This is a genomic window from Neolewinella antarctica, assembly GCF_011927835.1.
GTDB lineage: Bacteria > Bacteroidota > Bacteroidia > Chitinophagales > Saprospiraceae > Neolewinella > Neolewinella antarctica.
Genome location: NZ_JAATJH010000009.1, coordinates 115,141 through 137,808 on the forward strand (window position 1 = coordinate 115,141; position 22,668 = coordinate 137,808).

The following is a 22,668-nucleotide window of genomic DNA, read 5'->3' on the forward strand; positions in this document are numbered from 1 at the left end:
CACATAAGAAAACATAAGCACAAAAAAGCGGGAACGCCATACTACTTCCCAGCACCCTTTTGTGTTTTTCTGCTGTTTTTGTGCTTTCTGTGTTAAAAAAAGACTTCCGTGTAGCACTATTTAACAAAAGAAACGGCACCCCTTCCACAGAGGAAGCGATGCCGTTTCAAGTCTGCTAAATGCGGTAGAACTACTTACCCCAGTCCGTATGAAAAATACCCGCCTGATCGATCCGCTCGTAAGTATGCGAACCGAAGTAATCCCGCTGCGCCTGCACCATATTGAGTGGTAAGCGCTCGGAGCGGAAAGCGTCGTAGTAATTCAGGGCGGACGACATACAGAGCGTCGGGATGCCCTGCTGCATGGCGGTTGCGATAACGTCCACGGCACTGTCACGGCAGTCGAACAACTCGTCGCGGAATTCTGAGGTAGCCATCATGTTCTTTAGCCCGTCCCGCTTGCTGTAAGCTTTACGAATCTTTTCGAGCAGCGTCGCCCGGATGATGCAGCCACCACGCCAGATGCGGGCAATGCCCTCCAGATCGAGGTCATAGTTAAGGTCTTCACTCGCCTCGGCCAGCAGGTGCATGCCCTGGGCGTAGGTAATGATGAAGCTGGAGTAAAGTGCTTTCTCAACGGCTACGGCCAAATCTTGACCCTTCAGCGTAGAATCGTGGGGGTGTACGTGCTCAAACATCTTCGAAGTATCCTGGCGGAACTGCTTGAAGGCGGAAATGCCCCGCATCGTCACGGCCGCGTCGATCGTCGGGGTAGGTACACCGAGGTTCATCGCCGACTGGCTCGTCCACTTACCGGTGCCCTTTTGCTTGGCCTTGTCGAGGATGAGGTCGAGCAGGTGACCGTCCATCTTGTCGTCGCGCTGCTTGAGGATGTCGGCGCTGATCTCGACCAGGAAGCTGTTCAGGCGGCCCTTGTTCCACTCGTCGAACAGGGCGCTCATGTCGTCGTTGCTCATGCCGCCGGCGCGCTTGAGGATGTCATAGGCTTCGGCGATGAGCTGCATCAGGCCGTACTCGACGCCGTTGTGGACCATCTTGACGTAATGGCCGGAGCTGGATTCACCAATGTAAGTGACGCAGGGCTCGCCGTTGACTTTCGCCGCCACGGTTTCCAGCACGGACTTCACGTCGTTCCAAGCTGACTTGTCGCCACCGGGCATAATGCTGGGGCCACGGCGGGCACCTTCCGCACCGCCGGAAACGCCCGTGCCGAGGAAGCGAATGTTTTTTGTTTTCAGGTATTCGTAACGGCGGTTCGTGTCGTCGTAGTGGCTGTTGCCGCCGTCGATGATGATGTCGTTATCGTCGAGCAGGGGCAGCAGGCCTTCGATCACGGCATCCACGATCTTTCCGGCCGGCACCAACAACATGATCTTGCGCGGCTTACTCAGCAACGAGACGAATTCTTTTTGCGTCCCGACGCCCTTGACGTTCATGCCCTCACCTTCCGCGTTCAGGGCGGTGACGGATTCGGCGTCGATGTCCGTACCGAGGGCGGCAAACCCGTCGTCGGCGACGTTGAGTAAGAAATTACGGCCCATCACGCCGAGGCCGATCATGCCAAAATCATATAGTTGGTGGTTCATATTGTTGTGTTAACTTTATTTATAACAATACAAGGTAGTAAGTCCGCCGGGGTTCGGTGGGGTGGAGGCACGACATTTAGCTAACTGATCTTACGCAACCAGATTTTGCCACAAAATCACAAAAGCATAGACAAAAGATGCTTCAGTGTAGCCGAAGAGCTCTTTTCTGTGCTTTTGTGTTTATGTGGCTAAGAAATCTTAGGAACACAAATTAGTAATCGTACCGAAACCACATCAAAATCCCCCCAAAAGCCGTGATCAAGGCCATTAGCACCGTCGTCATCTTGATGCTCAGCTGCAAGTAGCGACTAAAGTTGCGGATACTCTCCGCCTGCCCCGGGTAGGTCGGCACGATCTCGTCCTCGACCCGCGCCGTGCTGAAGATCTGCCCTGGCGTAAAGTCTACGCGATTCTGCACCAGCACCCGGTAGGCCCGGAGCACCTTCGCGCGGAAGTAGATGTTCACCGCCAGCATGGCGACGAAGAGTACGCAAACGATGGTCAGGAGTAAGGTCTGCATGGCTGGTCGGGCGCTTGGTGAGCTTACTGAACGCACGACCGGTGCGTGTGGCGTAATGAGTAGGTAGATTTTGGCGGCCGGTGGGCGCTTATTCATTATATCCGGATAGCTATTTTTGCGCGGCCGCCGGATGCCGGGTGAATTGGGAAAGGAGCAGCGCGTATTTGGTCACCAAGTCATGAGCTCGGTAATCCCAGAACATTGCTTTGCTAAAAAAAACCTTGCACCTCGCGGCCGCGCCCGATCCCGCAGAGCTAGCCACCAGCCCCCACGGCGTTTGCATATTTTGACCGACCTTGCCGTTATACGATAGCACTTTTTATTTTTCTTTCACCCACGCGCATGCGGCTGATTTTTTTCCTCTTTTTACTCCCTATTTCCTGCGCCCTCACCGCCCAGACGCTGCGGGTGGATGACGATTACGCCGCCGAACGCCTCGTCCGGGAAGTCTTCGTTTCCGGCCAGTGCGAGTCGATCACCAACGTCGAGCGCATCGGCAATAATCCCGCCGCCATCGGCTTTTTCGACGGCGGGGAAAGTAGCGTCGGCTTCGATAAAGGAATCATCATTTCCACGGGCAAAGCCAGCTCCGCCCCCGGCCCGAACACGGCTTCCGACGTCGGCTTCCGCTTCGACGAAGACTACACAATCGACGAAGACCTGGGCTTCGTCTCGACCGAAACGACCTTCGACCGGGCCGGCATCGAGTTCGATTTCGTCCCCCTTTCCCCCGTCGTTACTTTCCGCTACGTGTTCGCTTCGGAAGAATACTGCGATTTTGTGGGCCGGGCCTTCAATGATCTTTTCGGGTTTTTCGTCAGCGGGCCCGGCATCAACGGCCCCTTCAACAAGCGGGCGATCAACCTCGCCACGATTCCCGGAACCGATGACCTGGTATCCATCAACACCGTAAATTTTCGGGACAATAAAGATTTCTACCTCGACAATGAATTCCCCTCCGTTCGTAATTCCCGCAACTGCGGCGGCACCTCCAGCGTCGGGCCACGCTTCAGCCTAATCGAATACGACGGCCAGACCGTCATCCTCACCGCGACGGTGGAACTGCAAGTCTGCGAAACCTACCACCTGCGCATGGTCATCGCGGACGTGCAGGACGGTAAGTGGGATTCCGCCGTCTTCCTGGAAGCCGGAAGTTTTAACGTCGGCGGCAGCGTCAGCCTGGAAAACGAAGCCGGTGACGCCGAACCGATCGTCGTCTACGAAGGTTGCGCGCCAGCCAACGTGCGCGTCCAGCGCGGCGCGGACAGTGACGCCCGCTTCGCTCAGACGATTGCCTACCGCATCGACACCCGTTCCGGGGCCACCCCGGGCGTCGATTTTACCACCGGCGACGGCACGATCACCATTCCCGCCGGGGAGGATTTTGCGCTTCTCCCGGTCACCGCCCTGGCGGATGATCGAACGGAGGGACCGGAACGCGTCTTCCTGATTCTGGACGTCCCCTGCGCCTGCTACTCGGATTCCGTAGAAATCGTCATCACGGAACCGGGTGAACTGGTCATTGAGGCCCGGGAAGCTTTCTACTGCCCCGGCCAGGACCTACGTCTTGACGCACGGCCCACGGGCGGGGCGGAGCCCTACGCGTACCGGTGGAGTTTTGGCTCCGTAGACGCCCGGCCCTCGCTCTCCGCCCCGCTCCCGCCGTCCGTTAGCGTTACGGTGACGGATGCCTGCGGGCAGGTGGCGACCGGTGACCTGGACATTACGGCCGTGCCGCCGCCCGCGGTGACTGCGCCGGCCCAGGATTTGCGTGGCTGCCGCGACGACGAGCTGAACCTGGAGCTTTTTCTGGTGGGCCAGCCTCCCTTTACGCTCTCCTACACGGTCGACGGCGGGGCCGCAGCGGAATACCAGTTTTTGGAAGACTCCTTACAACGCTGGCCGCTCACTCAGGGGGGAGACTACCGGCTCGTGGAAATAAGGGACGCCGCCTGCGCCACCGCCCTCGATACTACGTTTCGGGTGACGATCTATGAGCCTTCGATCACGTCCACCGTCACGCCTCCGAGTTGCGTGGGCGTGGGGGACGGGTTCATCACGGTGGCGCATTCACCGACCGTCGGCCCTTACACTTACGAATTTGCCGGGTTACCAACGACCGACCTTACTTACGGAAACCTGGGGGCGGGAACGTACGGCGTCCGCGTGACGGATGCGCTCGGTTGCACCAGTTACCGGGACATTATTCTGCAGGACCCGGATTCAATTACTACGCCGGTAATCGACTGTGAAGACCTACGGAATGGGCCCTTACGCCCGACGGCCCTCGGTGGCGTGGCACCCTACACGTACAGCACGGACGGCCGAAATTACTTCGACGAAGCGGGCTTCGACCTGCTGCAGACGGGCGATACGTACACCCTCTACGTGCGGGATGCGGTAGGTTGTGAGGTGGTCGAGCCCGATTTTTTCTGGCCGGCGACGCACCAGGGAATGGCTCGTTTACCGAATCTCATCTTTCAGGAGCTGGGCGGGAGCGTCTGGGTGCGACCAGAATACCTCGTTCCGCCGGAGCAAATAGGCGATTACCTGTGGTTACCCCGGGATGTCTTCGACTGCACGGATTGCCCGGAAACGACGGTGGCCGTACCGAAGAGCCAGACGATCAGCGTGGTGGTGGAGGATATTTACGGTTGCCGGGATAGCGTCGTGACGGAGGTGATTGTCGACAACCAGGTGCCGGTCTACGTGCCGACGGCCTTTTCACCGAACGGCGACGGGACGAACGACGTCCTGACCGTTTTCGCTAACCCGGCGCAAATTCGGGAGGTAATTAGCTTCGAGGTGTACACCCGTTGGGGCGGGCTCGTCTGGCAAGATAACAACTACGCACCGACCGACGCCGGCCGGGGTTGGGACGGATTGGTCGGCGGCCGGCCGGCCAGTAAGGGCACCTACGTCTGGGTAGCGCGGGTACTACTGACGAGCGACGAGGTGCAAACGAAAAGAGGCACGGTGGTACTGATGAACGGAAGTTAAACCCCCGTGGCCCCAAAACTTAGCTCACCTAACGCCGTGATTACTTTACCTTCGCGTAGCCCGCTCACGGTGCTTTCCCTCTCACCCCGCCGCCCCGCATGGAATCTTTACGCGACATTGAATTCGACCTGGCCGGTTTTCCGGTGACGCTTTACGACCTAGCACTAATCGGGTTGACGGCCGTCGGCCTGTACCTCGTGGGGTATTTACTGAACGAGCAACTGTTCAAGTGGTACTACAACCGGGAAGTAACGACGGACCAAAATAAGAACCGGACGCGGCGCGTGGTTCGTTTCGTGCTGGTCAGCCTTTTCGTGATTGCCGTCCTCCGCCGGTTGGGGATCGATTACACTTTTTTTGACGACGGTATTCAGCAAGCGGCGACGGACGATGGACCACCGGTGTACCTGACGATTCGCATTTCCACCTTCGTCAAAGCCCTGGCGGCCTTCATCATCGCCAACGTACTGGACTTGCTGCTGGAGGAGGTGCTCGTGCAGAGCTACTATAATAGAATTGCGAAAGACGGCCAGGAAACCGATGCCGGCACGGACCACGAAGGGGTGGCGGATAGCTTTTCTTCGCTACGTCCACTTTTGTACACGATCGCGCTCGGTTACATTGCTATCGATACGGGAATTGCCGCCTATTCTCTACATAATTTCACTGACGGACGGGGCGTCACCGGGCAAATCACCATCGGGACCATTCTGAAAGCAGCTGCCATCTTTTTTGCCGTCCGGCTGGGCTTAAAAGTGCTGACGGGCTTCATCCTGCGTAATTATTACACCCGCAGCAAAATCGATTCCGGTAGTCAGTTCGCCATCAACCGGTTGCTGACCTACTTTATCTACTTCATCGGCGTGTTGCTGATCATCCAGGCGATGGGTTTTAACCTGCTGGTCATCTGGACGGGCGCGGCGGCGCTATTGGTTGGTATCGGTATCGGTCTGCAGCAGACTTTCAACGACCTTATCTGCGGGGTCATCATTCTTTTCGAGCGGTCGGTTAAAGTCGGGGACGTGGTGGAACTGTCGGGTCACCAGGTCGGTACCGTGCGTAAAGTCGGCGCGCGGACGAGCGTGCTGGAAACTCGGGACGATATCATCATTTTCGTTCCTAACTCCAAGCTGATCGGTGAGAACGTAACGAACTGGAGCCAGGTCTCACGAATCGCCAGGTTCCACGTAAAAGTGGGCGTAGCCTACGGGTCCGACACGACCCTGGTGAAAGAAATTTTGCTGCAAGTCGCGGACGACCACCCCCGCATCCTCAAAACCCCCAAACCCATCGTGCTCTTCCTGGATTTTGGCGATAGCTCACTGGATTTCGACCTGCTTTTCTACTCCCGGGATTTCATCAGGATTGAAGGCGTCAAATCGGAGATCCGCTTCGCCATCGACGATGCTTTCCGCGCCAAAGGGGTGGAAGTGCCGTTCCCGCAGCGGGATCTTTGGGTCAAGGGTCTGCCGGCTGGGTTGCTTGAGCGTGTTGCTAAGGAGGAAGAGTAAACGGTCTGAAGTTTATGGTCTGTGGTCTGACGACATTGAGAAATTCATCACGCTTACCAGACTACCTAACCATCAGGTCACTAGATAAGGCCCCAGACCATGGACCTAGACCAAAGACCCCAGGCCAAACACTATCTTTGCCCCCCATGATCGAAGAATTCGAACGGACCAAAAAGCTCGAACGGGAACTGCACTTACGACAACTCCAGGTGAGGCGGCTGTTACAGATGACGCAGGCGATCAACAACAACGTCGCGGCCGAAGACCTTTTCGGGATGTACCGCGGCTTCTTGCGCAACGAACTCGGCGTCCACCGAATGGCCCTCTTCGTACGCGACGACGTGGATGACAACCAGTGGAACCTGGCGACCAACATCGGGTTGGGGGGGATTGACGTACCGACCGAAGACATGGGAGCCACCCTGAGTGCTTACACCCGGTCCGGCCTGCTTCAAGGCAAGTCCCACCCGTTTCTGCACAACTTCGTACACATTGTCCCCGTGCTCCACAAAGAGCGGCCGATCGCCTACATTTTGGTGGGGACTTTCGAGGAAGACGAAGACATGTTCGAGCGCATTCAGATCATCACGACGATCACGAACGTCATCGCGGTGGCCATCGAAAACAAGCGCCTTTTTCGCCGCCAGATCGAGCAGGAACGCCTGGAAGCCGACCTGGACCTGGGGGCGAAGGTGCAGCAAATGCTGATTCCGGCCAGCTTTCCCGTGCGGGAGGAGTACGAGATCAGCACGATCTATAAGCCAAAACTCGGGGTAGGGGGGGATTATCTCGACTACACGGAGTTCGAGGACGAAGACACGCTGGTTTTCTGCATCGGAGACTTTACCGGAAAGGGCGTCAGCGCGGCGCTGCTGATGGCCAACTTTCAGGCCAACTTCCACACCCTAATCAACAAACGTAGGAATCTGTATGACTTTGTCCGCGAGATCAACTCGGCCGTGTACCGAATCACGAACGGAGAACGGTTCGTCACCTTTTTCGTGGCGGAGTACAACCGCAAGGACAACACCCTCAGCTACGTCAACGCCGGTCACCCGCCGGCCATCCTGGTGTCCGAAAACGGCATCCAGCTACTCGACAAGGGCACGCTCGTGCTGGGCTCCATTGACGAACTACCGATGCTGGAGGTCGGAAAGGTGCAACTGCCCCAACAGTCTCTCATTGTCACTTACACCGACGGGCTGACCGACTTACAAAACCCGGCCGGCGAAACGCTGGAGGAGCCACTGCTCCACGACTTTTGTCGCCGCCAGCATGGCCTTTCCGCCAAGAACTTCAACGACCGGCTGCGGCGCTGGTTGGACGAGTTTCGGCAGGGGACGGAGTACCCGGATGATTTGACGGTGTTGACTTGTCGGATTTTTCATGATTCTTAGCGTCGCCGGCGAGCACCCGTAACACCGCCAAAGGTTAAACGAAAAGCCCCCCCAAACGTTACCACCCCACAAGATGAAAGATAAGAATCTCGCAGCGGTAATGGCTTTTTTTGGTGGGTGGATCGGCCTCCACCGCTTCTACCTGGGGCAGGTCGGGTTAGCCTTTCTGTACTTCATTCCTTTCCTGGGCGGTTTGCTCGGGATGATCGACGCTATATCCTTTCTCACGATGAGTCAGGATCAGTTTGACCTGAAGTACAACCAGGACCAGTACCGCCCCGTCACCAACCAGAACGCCTACCAGGGCCAGCAGGAAGCGCCGCGCAACGACCGCGAACGCCGCTACCAAGAACGGCAACGCCAGCGAGAGTTGCGGGAGCGCGACCGTCGGCAAAAGCAACAGTACGGCAGCCGCCGCCAACCTTCGCCGGAACGGTCCGCCACGACGCACTCCACGCCGCCAGCTCACCAATTTCCCGCCGGGACGGCCGAGCGGAAGGCGGGCTTGCGGTATTTCAAAGATTTTGAATACGACCGCGCCATCGTTGCCTTTAAAAAAGCAACGGAGCTGAACCCACGCGACGTGGCGTCCCACTTTAACCTCGCGGCCTCTTACTCCTGCGAAGAAGAAGCGGATAAAGCTTTTTACCATCTCGACCGCGCCGTTGGCCTCGGGTTCGAGGATTTTGAGCGTATCCGGGCCCACGATAGCTTCGCTTACCTGCGCGTTCAGCCCACTTTCGCTGATTTTGCCGAGAATGGTTTCCGCCTCGCGCCCGACCGTGCCGAAGAAGAACAACAGATGGCTAACCCCATCGCCGAAGAAGAGATGGTGCAGTTGCCCGAAATCAACGACGACCTGCTCGACCAACTCCAACGCCTGGCGACGCTCAAGGAAAAAGGCCTGTTGACGGAGGTTGAGTTTACCACCCAGAAGCAGCGGCTACTGGGCTAATCCCGGCCCGCCCCTTATTTCGTACTTAATTTCTCCTACGCCCCCCCCGCCCCACAAGACCACTATTTTGACCGCCGACTCCCTCATTACCGACATCATCGTTCCCCTGCAGCCCTCCGACACCGGAGACGACGCGCTGCGGGTCATGAACGACTTTTACCTCCGCCACCTGCCCGTCGTCAAGGACGGTGAGTTGGTCGCCGTTGTCTCCGAAGACGACGTGCTGGAGGGTGACCCCTTGGAAACCGTGGAGAATTATCGCCTGCCGCTGCAGCCGCCATCCGTTTTTCCGGACGACCACGTGTACGACGTGATGAAGTTTATCGTGCAGTATAAATTGACGATGGTCCCCGTCGTCGCGCACGATGGCCAGTACATCGGCATGATCACCAACGAGGATTTGCTCAAGTTCTTCGCCGAGACTTCCTCCTTTCGCGACCCAGGCTCCATCGTGATCCTCGAAATGGGGCGCCACGATTACAGCCTCTCCGAAATTGCCCGCATCGTCGAAAGCGAAGGGGCAATTATTCTCAGCAGTTTCATCCGGACGTTCGACAACACGGCGCGCATCGAAGTCACCGTCAAGATCAACAACCAGAGCATCGCCGCCACGCTCGCTACTTTCGAGCGGTACAATTACAACGTCAAGGCCAGCTTCAACGAGAAGCAGTTGCAGGATACTTTGCGGGAGCGGTACGATAGTTTGATGAATTATTTAAACGTGTAGTGGATATTGTGGGGATTGGCGCGGTCGCGGGTGCAAGGCCATTAGGTTGAGGGGATAGCTGCGCTGCTGACTGCGGCGGTCTAGCCCGAACGCCTATGTGGTAGCGCTACCACACCCCCGATAACTAGCGGGTCGGGTGCTGAGTCACTAGGTCGAGGGCTTCCAGCCCGAACGCTCGTGCGGTAGCGCTACCGCTGTTGCATTCGGGCTAGAAGCCCTCAACCTACAACCATCAACCGAATACCTACCTTTACCCCATGGATTTCCTCATCACCATCGCCCTTATCTACTTCGCCTACCGCGGCTACCAGTGGTACCAAGCCACGCAGGCCCAGGTCAAATCCGGCGGCCAGCAGCCCCCCGAGGTTGATGCGGACTTTGACTTCGACAGCCCCACCCGGCCACAACCGGGAGACGAGAATGATTACATCGATTACGAAGAAATCAAAAGCAACAGCGAGTCGTGAGCGGTAACGGACCGTCTAATAATCGCCCCGCGTAAGTTCCCCCCCCCGCAACGTACAGCGCGCAACCAAAATAATTAAATGCCCACTACCCCCCGCTTCCCCGGCCGCATCAGCGATTGGATCCTCCACAAGGACAATCAGGTCATCGCCTTCAACAAACCCGCCGGCCTGAACGTCCAGCCCGACAAGACCGGCGACCAGAGCCTACTCGGCATGGGCGCCGCTTACGCCCGCCACGATCTTTACTTGATCCACCGGCTCGACCGGCCCGTTTCCGGCGTGGTGGTGCTCGGGCAGAAGCCCAGTGCCCAGACTGCACTGACGAAGCAGCTACAGAAGGGTAGTGTGGAGAAGATTTACCTAGCCGTCGTAGCCGACCGCCCGGAAGCAGACGAGGCCGAACTGGTGCACCATCTTTCCAACGCACCCGGCAACCGCTCCGCCGCTAGTTTGGAGCCGGGCACCAACTCCCGCGAAGCCCGCCTCAGTTATCGCTACCTGGGTTCCAGCGATCGGTACCACCTGCTCGAAGTAAAACTCAAGACGGGGCGAAAGCACCAGATTCGTAGCCAACTGGCCGCCATCGGTAGCCCGATCCGGGGGGACAAGAAATACGGCTTTAAACGCAGTAACGAGGACGGCACGATCGACCTCCACGGGGCCTCCTTCAGCTACGACCACCCCGTTACTGGCGAGCGAGTGACGCACACCGCGCCCGCGCCCGCTACCCCCGTGTGGGAAGCCTTTCAGTCCATCCTCGTTGACAAATAACTAAGCCCTCCACCGATGCCCACCGAACCGACCAGCGCCCTGACGGCCGAGATCGTCCATAAATTTTTCCCGGAACTCACGGATCAACAAAAAGACCAATTTGCCAAACTGGACGGCCTTTACCGCGACTGGAACGCCAAGATCAACGTCATTAGCCGCAAGGACATCGATAACCTGTACCCCAACCACATCCTGCATTCGCTGGCCATCGCCAAGGTCGTTCGCTTTCTTCCCGGGGCCAAAATTCTCGACCTGGGCACGGGCGGTGGATTCCCCGGTATTCCCCTGGCCATTCTTTTCCCGGAAACGGAGTTTCACCTCATCGACGGCATCGCCAAAAAGGTGCGGGTCTGTAACGAAGTCATCGAAGGTTTGGGGCTGACGAACGTGAAGGCAGAGCAGAAACGGGCTGAGGAGCTCAAGAAACCCGTCTACGATTTCGTGGTTACCCGGGCGGTGGCGCGGATGGAGAAGATATCGGAGTGGAGCATGCGGCTGATCACCAAGAAGCAGCGGCACGCGCTGCCAAACGGCATTTTGGCGTTGAAGGGAGTGGGCCTGGAGGAAGAGATGAAAGCTCTACCGAAGAAGTCCTATCTGGAGGAATTCCCGATTAAGGATATTTTTCCGGGCGTGGACTTCTACGAGGCGAAGGCGGTTATCTATTTGCAGTACTGACTTTCGAAATCACCATCTTCCAGTGAGGGTACGACGTCGGTAAACGGGTAAAGGACTATTTGCTACCGTTTGGGTGAATATTGTTTTTAGTAAACCCATTGTTGAACTTAAAATCCGTCCGCCAGCGTGCGCCCCATTTCGCTTCCGGATCGAGTTCGCCTTCCCAGTTCAGCGCGGAGTGAGACTGACTGACGACGGGCAATTTCACGCCGCCCGCAAAGGTGTCGTAAGTGTACTTCATCATGATCGGCGTTGCGCGGTCGAAGGCCATGACGGTGAACAAAAACTGGTCGACGAGGTGGGTGTGCGGGTTAACGTAGAGTAGGTAGCGATCTTTGGCTACCCCGACGCCGTCGTTGAAAGTCACGTCGACGAGGTCGTAGTCGACCCCTTCGTAGTTGCGCGTGCCCGCGTAATCGTAGATCAGCCCGGGGTCGGCGAGTTTTTGCATCATCGTAAGCCAGTAGAAATTGGTTTTGCGAGTGAAAAGGGCGGATTTCAGGGCATCCGCATCCGCGGTTTTCTTGCCGTCGAGCCAGACGGTAGCGGTCTCGCCGTCGAAATACTGCTGCTGCTTTTGTCCTTCGCCGTTCGTTGACTGCCCGTAACTGATCTCGCCGTCAAAAATATAGCGTTCCGTGCTGGTGTTGCTGCCGTACGTGTATTTATATTCAACGTCTTTGAGGGCATGCAGGCCCTGCATTCCGCCGGTGGTTTGTACCATCCGGTCAATGATTGCTTTTGCTCGTTCGTTACTGGCGGATTGAGCGCGGTCCCGATAGCTATCGGGAGTGCAGGGTAAGGTGAGAAGCGCGAAGAGGATAGGCAAGAGTTGGTACATAAAGAGGTAATTAGTTGCGTGTGCTACAACTACGCTTAGCCAATCCGCTAAGTTTTTAACCGAGGGCAGGGCGTGTCTGCATGCGACACCCGGCGTGGGGGCTTTAATCCATCAACCAAACCTCGCACCCCTCCGTGCAATTTTTGCAGATGTCGATCTCCGACCGCCCCTTGAGCAGTTTCGTGCGGAAGTCATCATACGCGGCTCCTTCCCAGACTTTGTTGAGGTTCTCCTCCTTCACGTCGCCGAGGCGGTGGGTAACGTCCTTGTCAAAACAGCAGGGCGCGACGAGTCCGTCCCAAGTGATGACGCAGGAGTGCCAGAGCTTCCAGCAGTGGTTTTGCAGCTTGTTCTTGACTTCGTACGTGCCGTCTTCTTTCTTGTAGTACCGGGCGTGTTTTTCGTTGTCCGGCATTAGCGGGTTACCGTTCTTGTAATCGTACAACTGCGCGGACTTGAACTTCACTTCGTCCACACCGATCTCGTCGGCCAATTTGACGACGTCCTCCATCTGGTGCTCGTTCGGCTTTACGACCAAGAATTGAAAGATCAAATGCGGCGTCGGTGAATCGAGCTCCTTTTTCCACTTTACCAAATTACGCGCGCCCTGCAGTACACTCTCTAGTTTACCTTCTTTTCGGTACTGTTCGTACACTTCTTGCGTCGTGCCGTCCACGCTGATGATGAGCCGGTCCAGACCACTCTCGATGGTCCGTTTGGCGTTTTTATCGTTCAGGAAATGGCCGTTCGTAGAGGTGATCGTATAAACGCCCCGGTCGCTGGCTTCTTTCACCATGTCCAGGAAATTCGGATTGATGTAGGGCTCGCCCTGGAAGTAGAAGATCAGGTAGAGCAGCTGGTCGGCGATGTCGTCCATCGTGCGGCGGAAAAAGTCCGCCTTCAGGTTCCCGGTCGGGCGGGTAAATTCCCGCAGGCCACTCGGGCACTCCGGGCAGCGCAGGTTACAGGCCGTCGTCGGTTCGAAACTGACCGTGAAGGGTTTGCCCCAGACGACGGGCTTGTTTAGCCAGCGGGTGGCGTAGTAACTCGCGGTCACTTTGGTGGCGTTTATTACACGCTTAGGCGTTAGGTTGCCGAGGAAGTTTAAGGTGTCTTTTAGGTAGAGAGAGCTCATGGTTAAGGGATATGCGATATGCGATATGTGATTCTCGATATGCGATTTAGCTGCCGCTCTTACGTGCGGCAGCTAAATCGCATATCATATATCGAGAGCACGAAGTACAGCGAAGCTAATCGAATATCGCATATCAAGCAAAGCGATTACGAATTCATGGAAGCCATAAACTCACCATTATTCCGCGTAGACTGCATGTGGCGCATCAGGAACTGGAAGGCTTCTTCCGGCTTCATGTCCGCCAGGTGGTTGCGGAGGACGAACATCCGCTGCAGCACTTCACGCTCCAACAATAGGTCATCACGGCGCGTGCTGGACTTGGTGAAGTCGATGGAGGGGTACATCCGTTTGTTGGCCAGGAAGCGATCCAACTGGAGCTCCATGTTACCCGTGCCCTTGAATTCTTCGAAGATCACCTGGTCCATCTTGGAGCCGGTGTCGATCAGGGCCGTGGCCAGGATCGTTAGCGAACCACCACCGTCGATATTCCGCGCGGCACCGAAGAATTTCTTCGGCTTCTGCAGGGCATTGGCTTCGACACCACCGGAAAGCACCTTACCGGAGCTAGGTTGGACGGTGTTGTAAGCCCGTGCCAGACGGGTGATTGAATCCAGGAGAATACAAACGTCGTGGCCACATTCGACCATCCGCTTAGCTTTTTCCAGCACGACGTTGGCCACGCGCACGTGGTTGTCCGCCGGCTCGTCAAAGGTCGAGGCGACTACTTCGGCGTTGACGCTCCGTTTCATGTCCGTTACTTCTTCCGGGCGCTCGTCGACGAGGAGAACGATCAGGTAGGTTTCGGGGTGGTTCTTGGCGATGGCGTTGGCGACGTCCTTCAGGAGGAAGGTCTTACCGGATTTCGGTTGGGCGACGATCAAGCCACGCTGACCTTTACCGATCGGCGTAAACAAGTCGATGAGGCGCATGCCATAGTCCTTACCGTCCGGGCGGCCGGAGAGCGTAAACTTCTCGGTCGGGAACTGGGCGGTGAGGTAGTCAAAGGGTACCCGGTCACGGATGACGCTGGGTTCCAGACCGTTGATCTTTTCTATCGCGAGGAGGGAGAAGTACTTATCGCCTTCCTTCGGTGGTTTGACGGGGCCGCGCACGAGGTCGCCCGTCCGCAAACCGAACTGCTTGACCTGCTGCTGGCTGACGTGGACGTCGTCTGGGCTGGTCAAGTAATTGTAGTCGCTGGAACGGAGGAAACCGTAACCGTCGGGCATCATCTCCAGAATACCGGAAGAGGTGACTAAGCCGTCGAGCTTGTACTCGGGTTGGCGCTGGGTTTGCGACCGGCTATTGCGGCTACCGCGATCGTTGCGGTTGTTGCTGGTGCTACGGTCGTCGTTGCGGTTACTGTTGCTGTTGTTCCGATCGTTTCCGCTGCTCTTGTCGTTAGCATTGCTGCCGTCGCGGTCTTCGGTTTGCTTATCGTTACCCCGGTTGCGGTCGGAATAGCGGCCCCGTGGGGGGAGTTCGTCGCGGTTTTCGCCACGGCCCCGGTTAGCGTAACGTGCCTCGTAGGCGGCGTCTACTTCGGGTTCCTGCGTGTTGGCCCGTCCGCGTCCGCGGCTGCGATCATTGTTGCTCCGGTCGTTTTGGTCATCCTTGCCGTCGGACTCCTCATCGTTGTTGTCGCCACGGCCTCTGCTACGGCCGCGACCGCGCGTGTTTTCACTCTGGTCGTCTTCTTGCTGGTTGCGGGACCGTCCGCGTCCGCGGCTGCGCGTGTTCTCCTGCTGCTCTTCCGCCTTGTCGTCGCCGGAGCGGTTGCCGGTGTTTTTGTCGGCAGTTTCTTTGTCGTCAGTTTCTTTGGCGTCGTCCTGTTGGTTACGGCCCCGCCCACGTCCGCGGCTACGGGAGTTTTCCTGCTTGTCGTCACTGGTCTTGTCGTCCTGGGAGTTGCGTCCGCGTCCACGACCACGGCTGGAGGTATTTTCTGATTTCTCTTCTTTGTTGTCTTCTTCGCTAGAGTTGCGTCCTCGGCCGCGGCTGCGGGTAGGCTTGTCTTCGCTTTCAGATTCGTTGCCATTACCGTCGCTGCGCGAACCGCGGCTCTGGCGGGATGGCTTGTCTCCTTCGTTGGAATCTTTGCGGGAAGAACGACCCCGGCCACGGGTGGGCTTTGCCGTTTTTTCTTCGGCCTGCTCGTCTGACTCGCTATCCGACTTAGCGTTTTCTGCTTCGGCGGCTTTCTTAGCGATCGCGGCGGCACGGCGGTTAGGGACGCGGTCGGTATCGGACGCGGCGGGTGGTTCGTTGGCGGTGCTGGTGCCCTGGACGGCTTGTTGGTCCAGGATCTTCAGGATGAGGTCCTGTTTGTTGAGTCTTTTGTAGGATGATAATCCCATGTTTTCGGCCAGGTCCCGTAGTTCGGGTACCAGCATGGCCTTGAGTTGCGCGATGCTTAACATTAGTGGATGGTGTGTGGGTACGGTATGAGAAAGGTTGGGGGGAGTGCCGCGTGGCTGGGAAATTGGTTAAAGGATCGGGCGCGGCGGGAGGAAGGGTAGGGCTGTCGTGGGGGTCCAGAGAAAAAGCGCTAAAAACGAAATCAGGTAACAAAGTACCGGAGCGCAGAAGAACAGCCTTGTGGGTTTAAATTTGCCAACGGCTACAGAACGTAGCGATCAGCGGCGGGGCAGATGAAGCCCTTGACGGCAAATGTAAGCATTATTCAGTAAGGTACACGTGCGTACGATCAAAACGGCTGCTTACCTTTGCCTTTGAATCCGCACCGGTGCAACGTCCGGCGCTTCCGATTTGTTGCGACACCCAAAGGTTGAGGGCATCCTGCCCGAACGTACTCGCGGCAGCGCTACCGCAAGTACGTTCGGGCAGGATGCCCTCAACCTTACACTGCACCTGCGACCGCGCCCCATAAAATATTCAAATGCTAGAAGTAAACACCCTCCGCAACGAAACCGACCGCATCACCACCGGCCTCGCCAAACGCTACTTCCCCGACGCGGAAATCGCCATCGCCGACATCATCGCCCTCGACGACCGGCGTAAAGACCTCCAAACCAAAGCCGATGCCCTCCTCGCCGAACGCAACACCCTGAGCGGCGAGATCGGGCAGCTTTTCAAAACCGGTAAAAAGGACGAGGCAACCGCCAAACGCGAGCAAGTAAAGGGTCTTAAGGAAGAAATTGAAACCCTCCAGACGGAAGCCGCCACGGTGGATACAGACCTGGAGAACGCGTTATTGGCCGTCCCGAACGTGCCCCACGGACTCGTCGTAAAGGGCCACGACGAAAAGGATAACGAGGTATTCAAGGCTTTCGCGGGCGACCTGCCCACCCTCCCCGACGGCGCAAAACCCCACTGGGAGCTCGCCGACGAATACGGCATTTTCAGCCTCGAACTTGGCGTGAGAACCACCGGCGCCGGCTTCCCCGTCTTCACCGGCCAGGGCGCGCGCCTCGCCCGCAGCCTCGTCAACTTGTTCCTCGACAGCAACACCGATGCCGGCTACGTCGAGCACCAGCTGCCCCTGCTCGTCAACGAAGAATCCGCCCGCGCCACCGGCCAACTACCCGACAAAGAAGGCCAGATGTACCACGTCACCGGCGACGATCTTTACCTCATCCCCACTTCCGAAGTCCCCCTCACGAACCTTTACCGCGGCGAGATCGTCGACAAGGCCGACCTCCCCCTCAAGCTCACCGGCTACACGCCCTGCTTCCGCCGCGAAGCTGGCAGCTACGGCGCCCACGTCCGCGGCCTCAACCGCGTGCACCAGTTCGACAAGGTCGAGATCGTCGAACTCGCCGACCCCGCCACCAGCTACGAACGCCTCGACGCGATGGTCGCCCACGTCGGAAAACTACTCACCGACCTCGGCCTTCCTTTCCGCATCCTGCGCCTCTGCGGCGGCGACATGGGCTTCACCAGCGCGATGACCTACGACTTCGAAGTCTGGAGCGCCGCCCAGGAACGCTGGCTCGAAGTCAGCTCCGTTTCTAACTTCGAAACCTACCAGAGTAACCGCCTCAAACTGCGCTATCGGGAAGACAAGAAGACCGAGCTGACGCACACGCTCAACGGCTCCGCACTCGCCCTGCCCCGCATCATCGCCGCCCTGTTAGAGAACAACCAGACGCCGGATGGGATTCTATTACCTGAGGTGTTGCACACTTACGTGGGTAAAGCAAAGCTGGAAAAAATCTAGGTCTATAGTCCGTGGTCTATAGTCCTTACTCTACCACAGACTACAGACTAAATAATAACAAATGTTCTCAGGCGGCTACGGTATCTACATCATCATCACCATGGTTTTCGCCGGCATCGGCGCGCTGGCCAGCGCACGGTTGAAAAGCAAGTTCAAACACTACGCGCGCATCCCCATGGCCGGCGGCCTCAGCGGCGCGGAAGTGGCACAAAAGATGATGGACGACTACAACATTAACGACGTCCAGATCGTGATGGGCAAGGGTTTTCTGAGTGACCACTATAACCCGCAAACCAAAACCGTTTCGCTTAGCCCGGAAGTATATCAGGGGCGAAGCATTTCGTCGGCGGCCGTGGCGGCGCACGAATGCGGTCACGTCGTGCAGCACGCCGAGGCGTACAAATGGTTGGCTTTTCGGAGTAAGATGGTGCCGGTCGTGCAGCTCGCGAGCCGGGCGCAGGGTATTTTGCTGATGTTCGCCGTTGGTGGGATTGCCGGTGGTTTTGGCGGGGGGCTCATCCTGCAAATCACCATCGTCGCGTTCGCCATCACGGCCCTTTTCGCGGTGGTAACTCTGCCGGTGGAGTTTGACGCGAGCAAGCGGGCATTGGCCTGGTTGGAAAGCTCGAATCTGGCTAGTGACGTCGAGGTCGAAGGTGCCAAAGACGCGCTCTGGTGGGCGGCGATGACGTACGTTGTTTCGGCGCTTTCGGCGTTGACGATTTTGTTTTGGTTGATTTTGCGGTCGCAGTCAAGGCGGTAGTTAGGTTTGGGCGCGGACGCGGGTGCCGGGTTGTTTAGAGAGGTGCAAAGAGTGTTTGGCTCTTCACCTAAATATTAGAAGTGATTATACTGAGTAGTCACTATCATAGATCGATTCGAAATATTTGTTCTATACTTTTTTTTGGAGTGCTACGGTATATACATATCCTCACATTGCTTTCATTTCTGCCCGTCCTGCCCTCCTTTTCGGAAGAAAAGGAGCAAAATTCTTGTCCTTTGAGCCTGGCTGATCAATGTTTTGGCGCTTGGAGGGCTAAAATCCGTAAACTCGCCCTCTAATTCGTGTTTCAGGATTTCGCTTATCGGTAACATCAATTCGTGCTCTTGGTACATAGTTTGTGGCGGCTCAAACAGTACGGATTTCTTCACGCCTTCCAAGCACCAAAACATTGGCCAGGCTCAAGGGACGGTTAACAAGTACCGATAATTTTAGGCAGCCTAATGATGACACTTACTGAAATTCATAAAATCACAGTTAGTAAACTTGCGCGTGCCAAATCCTGATGGGCATCTAGATTAGCTCGGGGGCTTCATTCTGGTGCCTTCGTGTAAATACGCTTAGTAAACTATCATGAACTCTACCACCAAACACGCTGAACCACTAACAAGCATCTTCCCACAACAACCTATATTTACACCCCCAAGAAATCCCAAGATCATGAGCGAACTACTAAGCGAACACCTCGAAGAAGCCAAAATGCTGATGGACGAGGCCATCACCCACCTCGAATCCGAACTACTAAAGATCCGCACCGGCAAAGCCAGCCCGGCCATGCTCAATGGCCTGATGGTAAAGTACTACGGTGCCCCGACGCCCCTCCAGCAAGTCGGCAACGTCAACACCGCTGACTCCCGCACGCTCACCATCCAACCCTTCGACAAATCCGCCATCGGCGACATCGAGCGTGCCATCTTCGAAGCCAACCTCGGCGTGACGCCACAGAACGACGGCGAACTCATCCGCATCAACATTCCGCCGTTGACGGAAGAACGGCGCAAGCAACTCGCCAAGCAAGTCCGCGCGGCCGGGGAAGATGAAAAGATTGTCGTCCGTAATATTCGGCGGGATGCGATGGAGGCGATTAAGAGTGAAGTTAAGACGGGGTACCCCGAGGACGCTGGTAAGCGGAAGGAGGAGGAAGTCCAGGAGTGGGTGAATGGGTATAATAAGAAGATTGAGCAGCACGTGGAGAATAAGGAGAAGGAGGTTATGACTTTGTAGAAGTTCACTTTGCTGATTCCGTAAAAGGCCTCATCTGATTTCCGGGTAAGGCCTTTTTTGTGCATCGTGAGGTGAATCTATAGTCAAACGATAGATAGTCCGCCTAAACATTTTGATTTCAAAATTGGGGTGCGTAGTGGAATTCGAATCTACAGCAACTGGAATCACAATCCAGCCTCCCTAATAATAGGAGCCTACGAACAGTACTCCGGACGAGAATTGAACTCGCAATTGCCACAGTGAAAGTGTGCTGCCTTAACCAGTTTGGTTGCCGGAGCACATAAATATAAAGCGGCCCGCCATTAGTGAGATAGCGAGGGATACTTTCCATGGGGTGGGGTACAGTATCACATCTGGCTAATGGGGCGGAAGGTGATGTTCTGAATAGAGAGGAAGGTAGCAAGTGTAGATGTTACACTGTTGAGATATGACCTAAAACACTGTTCGGTGTTAACAATAACATCACCCGTATGGCAGCTTGTTTGGTGCTTGGTGCATTAAGTGCGCTTTGTAGATCGATTAGTTATGCTTTGCTGATTTTTGTCTGGTGAATTATTCTGCTGGCGTGGCGTGAGAAACATATACTCTAACTTGGAACTATGGAATTTGGGTAGTAACTTAGATTTGTGGACCATATCCAACGCAGTCATAGCAATACTAATCAACTCTCAAAAATAGCTAAACACACATTGTTAGCTATAATACTTATCGTCACTATTATTGGGTGTGAGTCAGACGGTAGTGAAAAGTTGATTCTCAAAAGTTGTATATTAGATGATTGCGTAACTAATAATAATAGTTTTTTAGTAAATCACGACGAGAGTAGTAAGTCCGATTTATTGAATAATCCGGATTTTAAGATAAAAATGTCAGAGTTTTGGAACTCCCAGGCAGGACCAAGAAGTAAGACTGAAATGTGCCTGCCAGCATGGGGTTATGTAGATCAGCATATAATTAAAAAGGGATCTATCAAACAGTACGTACTTCCGTTCATATCTCCTGAATCGAACGAAGTAAACGCATTTTTGATGATAACGGAAGAGTTGAATTCTGGTAATTTTCATTTTAATTATGTTTTGTACGACGAGGTGGCAACCATGGTGAAATATAATGAGCCTGATGCGAATGAAAACTCTTTTACTAAAGTTGGATTAACTCGACAAGCAGCGGCCAAAGTATTTATAAGAGAACGTCAATCACTATTTAATCTTGCTGATGATTCAATGGGTAAGTACTTGTCTGACGGAAATACAGGCCAATCCTTACGAAAATGCTTAACGGAAGTAGCTTATCCGGGTACATCAATCACTAATTGCTGGCATATATTTGGTGGGGCACAGGATGAATACTATTTATATTCTGATTGTGAAACGTTCTATGTTGAATTCAATGAAGACTGCGGCGGGGGTGGAGATCATGGTGATGATGAAGGCCAAAACGGAGGTGGGGGCGGGGGGCAAGACGATGAAAGCGGTATTTCAATCAGAACTGATGAAAAATGCAACCCAAGCATAGAGGATTGCATAGAAGCTGATGGGGTAACACTTAATTGGATAAATAATATTCCCGATCAAATAGTTTTTGACCCATCCCTATCATTAATTCCGTGTGCAAGGTCAGTTTTAGATGATTATACTGATCTGAAACACGATTTGAGACAGAAGATAACCGATATATTTGGGGACAATAACCCAAAAATAAGCTTGACATTCAAGGCCGGTTACACTGGATCAAATTATGCAATCACCAATGTGCCGTCAATCGGGGGGGGAGCAGGTACTCCTGTCTCGCTTCAGTCCTTCTACGCGGAAATAACACTAAGCACAGATCCTAACCACAGTGGTTGCTCAAAAGATCTCATATTGTCTACCATAGTGCACGAGACTATTCATGCATACTACGACTATATTTATGCCAGAGACGGGAATATTGTAATCAATGAGCATCCTTACTTTGGTAACAGTGGAGATGCCCACCATTTCGCCATGGCTGCTGACTACGTTGCCGAAATAGCAGGTATACTTCGAGGATACAATCCTAATCTTTCATCCGAAACAGCTGAAGACCTTAGTTGGGCTGGGTTAGAAGGAACCGGGTTGTACGAAAACATGGGTAATCAGGCGCTAAAAAACAGAATATCAGGGACACTAGCGGCCGCAAATTGCAGAGCGACTAACTCGACCATTAATTCTTATAACTATTTAAGATGTCCATAGTATGAAATCCCTAATCTTATTCGGCGCTATTTTTTTGTTTAACGTTTCTGTTTCTGCTCAAGTAGATTCCACTAACTACTGGAAAAGCTTCGAAAACTTTTGGGCGGATTCTACTTGCATGGGCGATCAAATATCCACGATAATATATAGATCCTATAGTGGTGAAAGTCTCTTTGATTTAGCTAATGAAAAGCCAGTGTTCAAGGAGATCGAGTGGATACTGTCGATTGTCGTGGGTAACGACGGGACGATCGGGAACATAGAAACTCATTTTCTTAACCCTGAACAGGAAGTAGTGATCGATAGGGAAGCGTTACTAGATTCCTTATCTGTTCAAACTTGGCCGGTTTGCAAAATACCGTACGCTTCTCAAACTGGGGGGTGGCAAATTTACGTACCTATGATCCATCTATACGGTCCAACTTTCACCCGAAGTTCTTCAAGATTGGCCAGAAATCTGGTTTCAGGCGCAATGCAAACAAAAATTAGATCGCTAAAAACTGAACATCCCTACGTGTTATGTCCAGCAATCACCAGTACTTTCAGCATATGATTGTTCTGAATCAATGGTCCGGGGAGGTTTTTAGGCTGCTCGGGCCGTACGTAGTCCGAAGTTAACCACCTCCGGCCACACTTTTTTAATTAACTGCGGGTGTAGG

The 22,668-nt window shown here is 54.9% G+C and carries 17 protein-coding genes and 1 tRNA gene; 12 read left to right on the forward strand and 6 right to left on the reverse strand.

Translation table 11 applies throughout. The features are described from left to right. Nucleotides 1–190 precede the first annotated feature (190 nt). Both gndA and GGR27_RS18355 read right to left on the reverse strand, forming a co-directional pair. Complete coding sequence (gndA, locus tag GGR27_RS18350; RefSeq protein WP_168040062.1) at nt 191–1,606, reverse strand: NADP-dependent phosphogluconate dehydrogenase; 1,416 nt, start codon at nt 1,604–1,606, stop codon at nt 191–193. 211 nt (nt 1,607–1,817) lie between these two features. Continuing rightward, complete coding sequence (locus GGR27_RS18355; RefSeq protein ID WP_245184752.1) at nt 1,818–2,222, reverse strand: hypothetical protein; 405 nt, start codon at nt 2,220–2,222, stop codon at nt 1,818–1,820. A 246-nt stretch (nt 2,223–2,468) separates the two neighbouring features. Between GGR27_RS18355 and GGR27_RS18360 the strand changes: the two genes are divergently transcribed. The 8 genes from GGR27_RS18360 to rsmG all read left to right on the forward strand — a co-directional run bounded on the left by GGR27_RS18360 (nt 2,469) and on the right by rsmG (nt 11,632). Next, a complete protein-coding gene (locus tag GGR27_RS18360; RefSeq protein WP_168040064.1) occupies nt 2,469–5,126 on the forward strand; it encodes a choice-of-anchor L domain-containing protein in 2,658 nt (885 codons plus the stop codon). Nucleotides 5,127–5,224: 98 nt separating this feature from the next. Further along, complete coding sequence (locus tag GGR27_RS18365) at nt 5,225–6,637, forward strand: mechanosensitive ion channel family protein (protein WP_168040066.1); 1,413 nt, start codon at nt 5,225–5,227, stop codon at nt 6,635–6,637. Nucleotides 6,638–6,783: 146 nt separating this feature from the next. Further along, on the forward strand, nt 6,784–8,034 hold the full coding sequence (locus GGR27_RS18370; RefSeq protein WP_168040068.1) for a PP2C family protein-serine/threonine phosphatase: 1,251 nt from the start codon (nt 6,784–6,786) through the stop codon (nt 8,032–8,034). A gap of 73 nt (nt 8,035–8,107) precedes the next feature. Beyond that, on the forward strand, nt 8,108–8,989 hold the full coding sequence (locus tag GGR27_RS19910; protein WP_209037998.1) for an NINE protein: 882 nt from the start codon (nt 8,108–8,110) through the stop codon (nt 8,987–8,989). Between the two features lie 67 nt (nt 8,990–9,056). Further along, on the forward strand, nt 9,057–9,716 hold the full coding sequence (locus GGR27_RS18380) for a CBS domain-containing protein (protein WP_168040070.1): 660 nt from the start codon (nt 9,057–9,059) through the stop codon (nt 9,714–9,716). 257 nt (nt 9,717–9,973) lie between these two features. After that, nucleotides 9,974–10,183, forward strand: coding sequence for a hypothetical protein (locus GGR27_RS18385; RefSeq protein ID WP_168040072.1), 210 nt, complete (start codon nt 9,974–9,976; stop codon nt 10,181–10,183). Nucleotides 10,184–10,261: 78 nt separating this feature from the next. Further along, on the forward strand, nt 10,262–10,954 hold the full coding sequence (locus tag GGR27_RS18390) for an RluA family pseudouridine synthase (RefSeq protein ID WP_168040074.1): 693 nt from the start codon (nt 10,262–10,264) through the stop codon (nt 10,952–10,954). A gap of 15 nt (nt 10,955–10,969) precedes the next feature. After that, on the forward strand, nt 10,970–11,632 hold the full coding sequence (gene rsmG / locus GGR27_RS18395; protein ID WP_168040076.1) for a 16S rRNA (guanine(527)-N(7))-methyltransferase RsmG: 663 nt from the start codon (nt 10,970–10,972) through the stop codon (nt 11,630–11,632). A 55-nt stretch (nt 11,633–11,687) separates the two neighbouring features. Here the strand turns inward: rsmG and GGR27_RS18400 are convergent, their stop codons facing one another. The 3 genes from GGR27_RS18400 to rho form a co-directional block, all read right to left on the reverse strand. After that, nucleotides 11,688–12,473 (reverse strand): DUF6503 family protein, encoded by a 786-nt coding sequence (locus GGR27_RS18400; protein WP_168040078.1) that lies wholly within the window; start codon nt 12,471–12,473, stop codon nt 11,688–11,690. Nucleotides 12,474–12,576: 103 nt separating this feature from the next. Next, complete coding sequence (locus GGR27_RS18405; RefSeq protein ID WP_168040080.1) at nt 12,577–13,608, reverse strand: radical SAM/SPASM domain-containing protein; 1,032 nt, start codon at nt 13,606–13,608, stop codon at nt 12,577–12,579. A 146-nt stretch (nt 13,609–13,754) separates the two neighbouring features. Then, on the reverse strand, nt 13,755–16,028 hold the full coding sequence (rho, locus tag GGR27_RS18410) for a transcription termination factor Rho (protein WP_168040082.1): 2,274 nt from the start codon (nt 16,026–16,028) through the stop codon (nt 13,755–13,757). Nucleotides 16,029–16,507: 479 nt separating this feature from the next. On the opposite strand from rho, the gene serS reads away from it, so the two are divergent. From serS to frr, 3 genes are all read left to right on the forward strand, one after another. After that, entirely contained in the window at nt 16,508–17,788 is a 1,281-nt protein-coding gene (serS, locus tag GGR27_RS18415; protein WP_168040084.1) for a serine--tRNA ligase, read from the forward strand. Nucleotides 17,789–17,849: 61 nt separating this feature from the next. Next, a complete protein-coding gene (locus tag GGR27_RS18420) occupies nt 17,850–18,551 on the forward strand; it encodes a zinc metallopeptidase (RefSeq protein WP_168040086.1) in 702 nt (233 codons plus the stop codon). A gap of 678 nt (nt 18,552–19,229) precedes the next feature. After that, nucleotides 19,230–19,793: a ribosome recycling factor gene (gene frr / locus GGR27_RS18425; protein ID WP_168040088.1), complete on the forward strand. Its 564-nt coding sequence runs from the start codon at nt 19,230–19,232 to the stop codon at nt 19,791–19,793. A 204-nt stretch (nt 19,794–19,997) separates the two neighbouring features. Here frr and GGR27_RS18430 read toward each other — a convergent pair. Beyond that, nucleotides 19,998–20,071 (reverse strand) — tRNA-Glu (locus tag GGR27_RS18430). A 348-nt stretch (nt 20,072–20,419) separates the two neighbouring features. Between GGR27_RS18430 and GGR27_RS18435 the strand changes: the two genes are divergently transcribed. Continuing rightward, entirely contained in the window at nt 20,420–22,009 is a 1,590-nt protein-coding gene (locus GGR27_RS18435) for a hypothetical protein (RefSeq protein WP_168040090.1), read from the forward strand. Nucleotides 22,010–22,668: the final 659 nt, after the last annotated feature.